Raw genomic sequence first — 11,078 nt, 5'->3', positions numbered from 1 at the left:
CGTGAGGTCGAAGCGCTCCAGGAGCTCGGCGGTGACTCGCCGGCCCTCGGCCTTGGGCAGGTGGTGCAGGTCGGCCATGAGGAGCATGTTCTCCTCGCCGGTGATCAAACCGTCGACGGCGGAGAACTGGCCGGTGACCCCGATCGCCGCGCGGACCGACTGGGGTGCGCCGGCGAGGTCGTGGCCGCCGACACGGGCGGTGCCTTCGTCGGCGCTGATCAGGGTGGAGAGGATCTTGACGGCGGTGGTCTTGCCGGCGCCGTTCGGGCCGAGCAGGGAGAAGATCGTGCCCTCCTCGACGGCGATGTCGATGCCGTCGAGGACGAGCTTGTCGCCGTAGGACTTGCGTAGTTGGTGTGCCGCGATGGCGGTGTTCGTCATGGTGGGCTCTCTCCGATGTCAGAGGCTGCGGGCGGTGATGTCGCCGTGGCTGGTGGTGGCGTGGATGGTGAGGTCGGCGGTGCCGTCGTTCTTGAGGGTGTTGCTGATGCGGCCGTAGCCGGTGCCGGCGTCCAGGGAGGCGGAGGCGCCGTGGGCGGTGTCGACGGTGATGTCGCCCATCTGCGTGGCCAGTTCGAGGGCGCCGCGCACCGCCTCGGTGATGCGGATGTCGCCCTTCTGGGTGCTGATCTCGGCGGGGCCGGTCAGGCGTCCGACGGTGACGTCGCCGTAGGCGGCCAGGCGCAGGCTCGCGGCCTCGTCGATCTTCACGGCACCGTCGGCGCCGTCGAAGGCGATGTCGCCGAGGCGTCCGACGCCGCGCAGTTCGGCGGCGGCGGCCTTGGCCTGGACGTGGGAGCCGGCGGGCAGCTGGACGGTGACCTCGACGGAGCCGGTGTGGCCGAGGAGCCGGGTCTGGGGCGGCGGGGCGGCGATGTGCAGGACGCCGTCGGCGTAGCCGACCTCCAGTTGTTCGGCGGCCTTCACGTCGCGGTTCTTGGCGGGGTTGGCGGGGCGGACGTCGACGGTGATGTCGGTGCGGTCGGCGGCGATGAACTGGATGCGGCCGGCCGGGATGTCGAGGCGGGCGGTGATCGGGGCGGTGGTGGCGAAGGTCTGCATCTCGGTCTGTCTCCTGCATTCGCTGCGGTTTCTGACAACGGAAAAGCTACGTTGCGTTCACGATGTTGGCAACGCATTCGTTGCGCAGAAATAGCATCAGTGCAGCTAGATGCAAGGAAATCATTGCAACGGGCTTGACGCTTAACGCAACAGGCGCGAGCGACACGTTGCAATGATTCGAAGGTGAACGCTATGCTGAGGGCACCCGAGGAGCACACAGAAGGAGACCGCGATGCCCGGAGGCAGGCTCACCCAGCAGGAACGTCAGCAGATCGCGCTGGGACTGGCCGACGGGCTCGCCTACGCGGAGATCGCCCGCCGCCTCGAACGCCCCACCTCGACCGTCACCCGCGAGGTGATGCGCAACGGCGGCCCCACCTCGTACCGCGCCGACCTGGCGCACCGCGCGACCGAACGCCGCGCTCACCGCCGTAAGCCGTCCGCGCCGCGCGGGCCGGAGGCGGCACAGGATGCCTACGGGCGCGATGCCGAGGCGGTGCGTGAGTACGAGGAGACGTTGACGACCGTCTTCATGGCGTCCGGCATGCCCAAGATGATGGCCCGGGTGATGGCCAGTCTCACCGTCAGCGACACGGGCAGCCTCACCGCGTCCGAGCTCGTCGCCCGCCTCCAGGTCAGCCCGGCGTCCGTCTCCAAGGCGGTCGCGTTCCTCGACAGTCAGAGCATGGTCCGGCGGGAACGCGACGAACGCCGCCGTGAGCGCTATGTCGTCGACGACGACATCATGTACCAGGGGATCGTCGCCAGCGCCCGTGCCACCGCCGAGGTCGCCGAGACCGCACGGCAGGGCGTCGGCGTACTCGGCGCCGGCACCCAGGCCGGCACCCGCCTGGAGAACATCGCCCGCTTCCTCGACTTCGTCGCCGAGAACACCGCCCGCGCCGCGGAGCAGGCACGCGAGATCCTTCACAGCAAGCCCGGGCCGGCGGTCTCGGACCGCTGACGGAGCGTTCAGCCCGCCGTGTTGCGTTCCGGCGGCAGGATCAGGGTGCCTTCGAGGACGACCCGCGGGGCGGGCTCGTCGTCGGTACGGGCCAGTTCGGGCCGTACGCCCCGCTGCTGGCGCCACCCGGCCTGGGCGGCGACGACCGCGACGTACGGGATGACGACCCCGCCGACGAGCGCGCAGACCGCGACGGCGGGCCAGCGGTCCCAGGTGAGCGCCATCAGCACCACGCAGGCGCTGCGCACCAGCATGGCCGTGACATAGCGGCGCTGACGGCCGCGCAGGTCCTGCGAAAGTCCGGTGCGCGCCCGGGTGATGGACTCGGCCCGGGGTTCCTCACGGCGCCATGGGGTTCGGCTCATCGGGTCTCCCGTGGATGGTCGGGACGCCGGGCGCGGTCGCACGACCGACGGTGGAACGACGGCTGCTCCAGCGCGCGGCCGCGGCGGCACGGCGGCTGCGCCGGCGCGCGGCCGACGGTGGAAAGACGGCGGCGCGGGTGACCGTCCCCTGTCACCCGCGCCGCCTCATCCGGCCCGGTCCTCCGCTCGAACCCGGGTCAGTGGACTTCCTGGCCCGACTCCCGCTCCCCCGCGGCCGGGTGGCCGCCGGCGGTCAGATGGCCGTTGGACGAGACCTGCCCGTTCGACGAGGCGGGTCCGTGTCCGTTGGGCGAGATCTGCCCGTGGGGGGTGGTGGGTTCCAGGTGTTCCAGGGCGTGGCGCATCTCCTCGCGGGTCGGCTTCGGGATCTGGTTGCCGTACAGCCAGCGGCTGACCCGGTGGCGCAGCATCTCCTTGCGGGCCCGCGGGTTGGGCACGCCGTCGGCGTCCGTGGCCTCGGGGGCCGGCAGGACCTCGCGGACGTCCCGGGACAGCAGGCTGTACTCCTGCTCGCGCTCCAGGCGGGCGTGGACCTCGACGAACTCGCCGTGCGGCAGCCGCCTGATGCGTCCGGTCTCGCGGCCGTGCAGCAGCTTGTCGCGATCGCGCCGCTGGAGGCCGAGGCAGATCCGCCGGGTGACGACGTAGGTCACGGCCGGGACGAGGAAGATCCCGATCCGTACGGCCCAGGTGATCTGGTTCAGCGACAGATGGAAGCGTTCGGCGAGGATGTCGTTGGCGCCGCCGAAGAACAGCACCAGGTAGAGGGAGACGAAGGAGATGCCGAACGCGGTGCGTGTGGGGTGGTCGCGCGGCCGGTCGAGCAGGTGGTGCTCGCGCCGGTCATTGGTGACCCAGGCCTCCAGGAACGGCCAGAGGGCGATCACCATCATCATCAAGGTGGGCAGGACGACCGCCGGGATGAGCACGGCCAGGTTGACGGTGTAGCCGCCGGGCAGGACGAACTCCCAGGCGGGCATGGCCCGTAGGGCGCCTTCGAGGAAGCCCATGTACCAGTCGGGCTGGGAGCCCTGGGAGATCTGGTCGGCGCGATAGGGGCCGTACGTCCACACGGGGTTGATCTGGGCGATGCCGGCGAGCAGCGCGAGCACACCGAAGACGAGGAAGAAGAACCCGCCCGCCTTGGCCGTGTAGTGCGGCATCAGGGGCTGGCCGACGACGTTGTTCTCGGTGCGGCCGGGACCCCGGAACTGGGTGTGCTTGTGGTAGAAGACCAGGATCAGGTGGACGGTCACCAGCGCCAGCACGATGCCCGGGATCAGCAGGATGTGGAAGCTGTAGAACCGCTGGATGACGTCGTTGCCGGGGTATTCGCCGCCGAAGAGGAACAGCGTCAGATAGGTGCCGACCAGCGGGATGGCGAGCGTGACACCTTCGGCGATGCGCAGGCCGGTGCCGGAGAGCAGGTCGTCGGGGAGCGAGTAGCCGACGAAGCCCTCCAGAGTCACCAGGACCAGCATGGTGAAGCCGATCAGCCAGTTCAGCTCGCGCGGCTTGCGGAACGATCCGGTGAGGAAGTGCCGCAGCGTGTGCACGCACAGCGAGGCGATCATGATCAGGGCCGACCAGTGGTGCAGCTGGCGGATGAACAGGCCGCCGCGCACATCGAAGCTGATCTCGATGGTGGAGGCGTAGGCCTGGGACATCGGTATGCCCTGGAGCGGCGTGTGCGACCCGTGGTAGACGGTCTCGGTCATGCTCGGATCGAAGAACATGGTGAGCCAGAGACCGGTGAGGATCAGCACGACGAAGCTGTAGAGCGCCATCTCACCGAACATGAACGACCAGTGGTCGGGAAAGACCTTGCGGATCAGGAACCTGAAGTTGTAGATCCCGAGCCGCCCGTCGGTCCAGTCGGCGATGCGTTCGCCCCTGGATGGTGCGGTGCGCGCACTCTGCGGCGCCCTTTCGGTCGTGCTCATACCCGCGCGCCCTCCCCTCGCCGCTCGGCCGTCACAGGCACACCGGTGCCGACCTCTGGGTGGTCGGTGGTGGAGGTGGCCTGCCGCGGCGCAAGCGGGCCCGTGCCCTGGAGCGGTTGAAACGCTATCCACGTGCGGGGAACCCGAACAACCGCGCTCAAGCGATACTCAAGCGCCGACTCAAGCGACTCTTGAGGGAGTTGTGGGACCGGATGGTTCAAGTGGGCTTTGCTGTCTGCTCGTTGCTCCACTTCCGTCATGGCTCCGAGCGTATGAGCGGGTGATCCGGACCGCGACGGAATTGACCATGGCGCATCCCAAGTCGCTTGCCGTGCAGGGGAGTTCACGGCCGGGGCCGGTCGCCGGCCGGGGCCGCGGCGGGCCAGTGGGCGGAGGAGCCGGTGGGCCGGGGCCGGCCGGCGCCGGTGGAGACGCCGATAGCGGGTGCCGCCGGTGCGGCGGGCCTGCGGCGGCGGGCTTCGGGGCCGTGAGTGAGGCTGGGTGGCGTGGTGGGGGCGGCGGCGCGCCAGGGGGCGAGGGCGAGGCGCAGGGCGCGTGGCCGGGCCGCCGTCGGGGCGAGGGTCTCGTGGGCGTGCAGGAGCAGCGTGGCCGCGCTCGGGTCGGTGGTCGCGGCGGCCGCGATCCGGGAGGCGTAGCGGCGGCCGAGGCGGGCGCGCAGTCCGGTCGGCGCGGCCGGTGCCGGGGCGCCGGCCCGCCAGGCGGGGTCGAGGCGGTGGGCGAGCGCGCGGCGCAGCCGGTGGCCGATGCCTACGGCGGTGCCGTGGGCGGTGAGCAGATGGTCCAGGACGAGGGCGTACTCCACGGCGAGGGTCATGCCGTGCCCGTGGGCCGGGTCGAGGGCGGCGAGGCCGTCGCCGAGGACGAGGAACTGGTCGGGGAAGCGGCGCAGTTTCTCGTAGTGCCGGCGGCGGCTGACGGTGCGGCAGCTGTAGACGGGGCCCAGCGGGGTGGCGGCCTCGACGAGTTCGTGCAGCAGCGGGTGGCGCAGGCCGGCGGCGGCGCGCAGCAGTTCCGTGTGGTCGGTGGGGGGCGGGGTGCCGTCGCCGGTGCCGATCGTCACCGACCAGCGGCCGCCCTCGACGGGGTGGAGCATGCCCTGGCGGGGGTCGTCGGGGGTGGGCATGAGCAGCAGGCTCTTGAAGTCGGCGACATGGCCGACAGGGGGTGCGTACAGGCTGGTGGCGTACGTCGTACCGGCCTCGGCGAGCGACTCGGGGGCTGGCGCGTAGCCGAGTTCGGCGAGCCATTCGGGGGCGCGGGAGGCGCGGCCGGAGGCGTCCACGACGAACTCGGCGGCTATCAGGCGCCGGGGGGTGTGGCCGTCGGGTGCGGTGCGGTCGCGGCCGCGTACCCAGACGCCGGTGACGGTGTCCTGGGGGCCGGGCTCCAGGGCGACGACCTCCTGGCGGGGCAGGAAGGTCACCTTGGGGTCGGCGCGCAGCCGGTCCCGTACGGTCCAGTCGATCAGGTCGCGGCCGGCGCTGAGCAGGGACAGGCCCGCGTCGAAGCGGGGCAGCCAGCCGGCGGGGCCGAGCAGCAGCATGTCCTCGGGGACGCGGACGCGGACGGCTCCGGCGCGCACGAGGTCGTGGCCGATGCCGGGGAAGAGCTTCTCCAGCCCCTGATGGGCGGTGGTCGTGAGGCCGTGGGTGTGCCGTGCCTGGGGCACACCCCGGCGGCGGCCCGGTCCCCGCGCCAGCCAGTCCCGTTCGATGACCGTGACCCGGTCCATGAATCCGGCGAGCGCCCGCGCCGCGGTGAGTCCGGCGAGGCCGGCCCCGATCACGACGGCGTGCCCGTGCCCGCCACCCCTGTCACCCACACGCGCGTCCACGCCCAACTCGGCCGCCTCCCCTGTGCGTTGTGCTTGCATCATGCGCCGCCGCTCCGCCGCCGCGACCTGCTTCGACGCCGTCTCGAGCGGGATTCGAGGGGGGCGCTAGCGGGAGTTGAGCGGAGGTGCGTGTGGGGGTGTGCCGGCGTACGGAGCCTTGGGAGCCCCGTACGCCTCGGGGGTGTCATTCCTGGCGCAGGGACCGGTCCACCAGGGACCCCGCCGTGCCCGTGTAGGCGGACGGGTCCATCAGCGCCCTGGCCTCCTCGCGGGTGAGGATGCCGGCCAGTTGGGGGTTGTCGCAGAGCACCTCGCACAGGGGCAGGCCGGTGCGGGAGGCCAGGATCGAGGCCTGGGTGAGGAGTTCCTTCGCCGCCGTCTTGCCCAGGCGTGGTGCGAGGACGGCCGAGATGCGCTCCGTGACCAACTGGCCGCCGGTCACCGCGAGGTTGGCGCGCATCCGGTCGGGGCGGACGACGAGCCCGCGGGCGAGCTCGACGGCCGTGTGTGCGGCGCCGCCGGTCAGCCGCAGGGCCTCGCGCAGCGGCTGCCACTCCGCGTGCCACAGTCCAGCCGACCGCTCGTCCTCCGTCGCCAGACATTGGGTGAGTACGGCGGCCAGGGCGGGGACCTGGATCGAGGCCGAGCGGATCAGGGTGGCCAGGACCGGGTTGCGCTTGTGCGGCATCGCCGAGGACGCGCCCCGTCCGGCGACCTGCGGTTCGGACACCTCGCCGATCTCGGTGCGGGTGAGCACCAGGACGTCCGCGGCGACCTTGCCGAGGGCGCCGGCGGTGTGGGCGAGCGCTGCGGCCACGTCGGCGACGGGGGTGCGCAGGGCGTGCCACGGCAGGTCGGGCTCGGTCAGCCCGGTCTCGTCGGCGAACGCGGCCCCGAGTCCGTCCAGTACGGCCGCGGGATCGGCGCCCTCACCGGCGTACTGGAGGTATCCGGCGAGGGTGCCGGCCGCGCCGCCGAGCGCGACCGGCAGGCCGGTGTCGGCGACGCGTTCGAGGCGCTCGACGGAGTCCAGGACCAGCCGCCGCCAGCCGGCCGCCTTCAGCCCGAACGTCGTGGGTACGGCGTGCAGGGCGAGGGTGCGGCCCACCATCACGGAGTCCCGGTGCTCGGCCGCGAGCCCGCCGAACGCGTCGGCGACGGCCCGCAGGTCGGCGACGATCAGCCGCAGCGCCCGCTGGGTGACCAGCATGGCGCCGGTGTCGAAGACGTCCTGGCTGGTGGAGCCGCGGTGCACGTACTCGGCGGCCTGCGGGGAGCGTTCGGCGACGACCGCGGTGAGCGCCTTGACGAGTCCGACGACCGGGTTGGCGGTCTCCCGCGCGGCCAGCGCCAGTTCGCGTACGTCGAGCAGGTCCGCGCGGGCGGCGGCGGTGATGGCCGCCGCCGCCTGCGCGGGCACCGTGCCGCAGCGGGCCTGGGCGCGGGCCAGGGCAGCCTCCGCGTCGAGCATCGCCTGCAACCAGGCGCTGTCGCCGACGGCGGCCTCGACCGGGGTGCCGGCCCGCACCGGGGAGAGCAGGCCGGCGTCCAGGTGGGCGGACAGGTCGTCCCGGGTCCGCGTGTGCGGGGTGTCGTACAGGGACGTCATACGCTCGCCCTCGCCTTCGCCGGCTCCTGCCGTGCCGCGGCGGGAGGCGCGGGCAGTGCGAGCACGGCCGCCGCGATGGCGTCGGAGTCCTCCAGGGTGACCGAGCCGACACCGGGGCGGATGCCGGCGGCGGTGACCCAGTGCACGGACTCGGTGGGCACGCCGTAGGCGAAGCGCCGCGGGTGCGGTACGCCGGCCGCGTCGATGAGGTGGTACGGCCGCTCGGAGACGGCGAGGCCGCCGGTCTCGTAGTCCGCCGCGCCCGTGCCGTCGGGGCCCGGGATGCGGTACGGGTGGCACTGACCGGTGCGCAGCAGCTGGCTCATCAGCGGGTCCGCGGTGCGGCGCAGGTCGATCTCGGGCAGCCGGGCCTCGACGAGGACGGTCGCCCGTATCCGTACGTCCGGTATCTCGCTGGAGGTGCCGGTGAAGCAGGGGCCGAGCGGGTCGTCCTCGTCGGCGGTGACCCGCATGCCGGGGCCGGTGACGTCGAGGATGCCGGCGTCCATGAGCGCGGCCATCTCCTCGATGCGGGAGGCGGGCGGGCCGATGGACAGATAGGCGTTGAGCGGGGTGTACCAGCCGTCGAGGTCGTCGCGGTGCGAGTCGGCGGTCAGGCCGGCGTGGTCGACGGCGAGCCGCAGCTCGTTGCGCAGGTCGCGCAGGACGTCGAGGGCGGCCTTGACCGGTCCGCTGACGTTGCCCTGGCGGGCCAGGCGGACGTCGTCGTCGAGGTGGCCGCGCAGCCAGGCGCGGAACTCGGCCTGGCCGGCGAAGACCCGGTCGCCGTAGGGGCGTCCGACCCGGTCCCAGTCCCAGCGTTCCTCGACGGTGATGCCGGTGGCGTCGAGGAGCGCGTCCTCGTCGGCGCCGGGTTCGGCCTCCAGGTAGTGCTCGGTGAACTCCTCGACGACGTCGGGCAGTTCACCGCGGGCCGTGAGCAGGGCCGCGTAGTAGACGCCGCACACCTCTTTGGAGATGAGGGGCCACAGGTCGGCGGCGAAGTCGATGGCTCCGCGGTCGGGGGCCTGGGCGCGCAGCTTGGCGATGTAGCCGGCGGTCAGCAGCCGCGGGTAGTAGCGGCCGTGCGCGCCCTTCTCGTTCTCGCCGCGCGCCTGGTAGGGCACGCCGCGGCGGGAGCCGGCGTACAGGCGGGGTTCGCGGCCGGAGGGCCGGTAGACCAGCTTGCCGTCGACGCGGGTGAAGATGCCGCCGCGGCCGTAGGTGAACAGGGCGAGGTAGTCGAAGAAGTTGAGTCCGAGGCCGCGCAGCAGTACGGGCTCGCCGGGCCGGATGCCCGACAGGTCCACGTCGGCCGGGTTGGACGGGACCAGGTAGGTCAGTCCGTTGCGTTCGGCGTACTCGGTCAACTCCCGCTCTGTGCGGGTGAGTTGCGCAGGTACGTGGCCTTGGGCGAGGACGACCGCCGACAGGCCGGTCAGCCGGGTGCCGTCCTCCAGGACGACGGTCTGCCGGCCCTCCTCGCCGCTGTCCTCCTCGAGCGCGACCGCCCGTACGGAATGGGTGCGTACCGTCACGTGCGCGGCGGCGCCCGCGACGACCCGCTGGAACGCCCAGGTCAGATAGGAGCCGTACAGGGCTCGGGTGGGGTAGGAGTCGGGGCCCAGATCGCGGGCCTCGGCGAGGACGTCGTCGTCGTAGCCGCCCGCGGGGGCGGACTCCAGGGTGTGGCCGGCCAGGGCCTTGGCCCACTCGTACAGGCTCGGCCCCTCGTCCAGCGGGCCGTCGATGCGCACGCTGGCGTCGGTGTAGACCGTCACCTGCGAGGACACCGTGTTCATCAGCAGGTGCCGGGACTGCGTGGGGCGCCACACCCGGCCCGAGCCCGGCGGGTCCGGGTCGACGACGTGCACGGTGACGCTGTCCCAGCGGGGCGACTTCCTCTCCTGCGCACAGAGCCGTTCCAGTACGGAAAGGCCTCGTGGGCCCGCGCCGACGAGGCAGACCTCCAGGTGCGCGGCCGCCTCACCTCCGGTGGGCCTGGCGAATTCTCGGGTGTCCGGCCCACCGAATGGGACCGGTTCGTCCAGGGCATGCTGAACAGCCGCCGTTACCAGCGGCCCTGCGGTGAGTCCGACGCTTACTGCGCGTTCGCCTCCATGCGTACCGTCCACAGCGCCTCCTTCCTCCGCCACCGTCGAGGCAAGCGCTCAACCTGCGCTCGGAGGCGAATGGAAATCCACTTGAGAACCTCACCTCCGCCGGGCCGCGAACGGGGCTGTATCGGGACTCCAGAACTGGTCCCTACGTTCGAGACGTTCGAGTGAAAGCCTCACCCGGCAAGCGCTCATGACGGCTGCGAACGGCGAGCCGCCTCATGAAGGAGATCCGACGATGGTTCACCCGTGCCCGAGAAAGCACTCCCAGGAATGCCTGGCCGTCACCGGGTCCGTTCTCTGCGCCGCCTGCATCAGCCAGACGGCACGCAATCTGCGGGTACTCCCCGGTCTGCACCAGGAATGTCTGCACCATGTGTCGCCGACATACCGGCGGACCAACCCCACAAGGGTCTCGGGAAGCCGCAGGCAGGATTACCTGAACATCTCGGTGCTGGACGCCCGTCACAACATCCTGGCGACTCTCGAGTCCTGGTCGGAAATCGTGGTGGAGAAGCTGCGGGTACCGGCTCCGGCGCGTTCCGTGCCGCAGCTGGCCCGTTTCCTGACCCGGCATCTGGAGTGGCTCGCCGCCCAGCCGCCGGCCGCCGACTTCGCGGACGAGGTGGAGAGTCTCGTCGCCGAACTGCGCAGCACGATCGACCCCGAACCCGGTGAGCTGCGCACCCTGATCCGGCGGTGTGTGGCGGACGGCTGCGACGGAATGATCAGCGCCGCGCCGGGGTGTGGCGGGGGCGCGGGCGGCAACGTCATCGCGTGCTCCGCCGGGCATTCCTGGGAAATGCATGAATGGCTGAATCTGAGGCTGCTCATGGAGCGGCAGCGAAAGGGTGTCTCCGCATGACGAAACCGCCACGCCACAGGCTGGTTCCCACCAACGTGGCCGCGCTCGCCGTGGGGGTCTCCGAGGCAACCATCCGCAAGTGGGTGAGCCGCGGGAAGATCACCCGCTATGGCGCGCCGAACTGCCGCTCGGAGTTCGACATAGACGAGCTCACGGAAATCGCCCAGCGCCGCCGGGACTTTCCGTCATCGAATTGAGACCTGTGTCAACGGGGCGGCTCGCGTCGATCCCGCAGCCCCGTGCAAGGAATCCCGTCGGCCGCCGGGCCGGCCGCTCC

The 11,078-nt window shown here is 71.8% G+C and carries 10 protein-coding genes; 3 read left to right on the top strand and 7 right to left on the bottom strand.

The genetic code is table 11. The features are described from left to right. Together IQ210_RS46205 and IQ210_RS46200 are read right to left on the bottom strand one after the other, a co-directional pair. On the bottom strand, window positions 1-381 hold a 381-nt coding region (locus tag IQ210_RS46205), incomplete at its 3' end, for an ATP-binding cassette domain-containing protein (protein ID WP_194085257.1). Window positions 382-399: 18 nt separating this feature from the next. Further along, window positions 400-1,062, bottom strand: a complete 663-nt coding sequence (locus IQ210_RS46200; protein ID WP_194085256.1) for a DUF4097 family beta strand repeat-containing protein — start codon at window positions 1,060-1,062, stop codon at window positions 400-402. 232 nt (window positions 1,063-1,294) lie between these two features. Here IQ210_RS46200 and IQ210_RS46195 point away from each other — a divergent pair, with 232 nt between their 5' ends. Continuing rightward, window positions 1,295-2,026 carry a helix-turn-helix domain-containing protein gene (locus IQ210_RS46195; protein ID WP_194085255.1) on the top strand — a complete coding sequence of 244 codons (732 nt, stop codon included), beginning with the start codon at window positions 1,295-1,297 and terminating at the stop codon, window positions 2,024-2,026. An 8-nt stretch (window positions 2,027-2,034) separates the two neighbouring features. Here IQ210_RS46195 and IQ210_RS46190 read toward each other — a convergent pair whose 3' ends face one another. The 5 genes from IQ210_RS46190 to IQ210_RS46170 all read right to left on the bottom strand — a co-directional run bounded on the left by IQ210_RS46190 (window position 2,035) and on the right by IQ210_RS46170 (window position 9,792). Next, window positions 2,035-2,391 carry a DUF3099 domain-containing protein gene (locus tag IQ210_RS46190; RefSeq protein ID WP_194085254.1) on the bottom strand — a complete coding sequence of 119 codons (357 nt, stop codon included), beginning with the start codon at window positions 2,389-2,391 and terminating at the stop codon, window positions 2,035-2,037. Between the two features lie 197 nt (window positions 2,392-2,588). After that, complete coding sequence (gene qcrB, locus IQ210_RS46185; RefSeq protein WP_194085253.1) at window positions 2,589-4,355, bottom strand: cytochrome bc1 complex cytochrome b subunit; 1,767 nt, start codon at window positions 4,353-4,355, stop codon at window positions 2,589-2,591. A 343-nt stretch (window positions 4,356-4,698) separates the two neighbouring features. Continuing rightward, window positions 4,699-6,252, bottom strand: a complete 1,554-nt coding sequence (locus IQ210_RS46180; RefSeq protein WP_194085252.1) for an FAD-dependent oxidoreductase — start codon at window positions 6,250-6,252, stop codon at window positions 4,699-4,701. Between the two features lie 142 nt (window positions 6,253-6,394). After that, window positions 6,395-7,819: a 3-carboxy-cis,cis-muconate cycloisomerase gene (gene pcaB, locus IQ210_RS46175; protein ID WP_194085251.1), complete on the bottom strand. Its 1,425-nt coding sequence runs from the start codon at window positions 7,817-7,819 to the stop codon at window positions 6,395-6,397. After that, the gene (locus tag IQ210_RS46170) at window positions 7,816-9,792 is read right to left on the bottom strand and encodes an FAD/NAD(P)-binding protein (RefSeq protein ID WP_194085263.1); all 1,977 of its coding nucleotides are present in this window, start codon (window positions 9,790-9,792) and stop codon (window positions 7,816-7,818) included. Before IQ210_RS46170 ends, pcaB begins: the two co-directional genes overlap by 4 nt. A 382-nt stretch (window positions 9,793-10,174) precedes the next feature. Between IQ210_RS46170 and IQ210_RS46165 the strand changes: the two genes are divergently transcribed. Both IQ210_RS46165 and IQ210_RS46160 read left to right on the top strand, forming a co-directional pair. Next, window positions 10,175-10,801: a hypothetical protein gene (locus tag IQ210_RS46165; RefSeq protein ID WP_194085250.1), complete on the top strand. Its 627-nt coding sequence runs from the start codon at window positions 10,175-10,177 to the stop codon at window positions 10,799-10,801. Then, window positions 10,798-10,998, top strand: coding sequence for a MerR family transcriptional regulator (locus IQ210_RS46160; protein ID WP_194085249.1), 201 nt, complete (start codon window positions 10,798-10,800; stop codon window positions 10,996-10,998). The genes IQ210_RS46165 and IQ210_RS46160 overlap by 4 nt, the downstream gene beginning before the upstream one ends. The last annotated feature ends 80 nt before the right edge of the window (window positions 10,999-11,078 follow it).

This window comes from Streptomyces justiciae (genome assembly GCF_015163075.1).
Classification (GTDB): Bacteria; Actinomycetota; Actinomycetes; order Streptomycetales; family Streptomycetaceae; genus Streptomyces; species Streptomyces justiciae.
The sequence above is the reverse complement of the archived record's forward strand: the minus strand, read 5'-3'. Positions and strand labels throughout refer to the sequence as shown.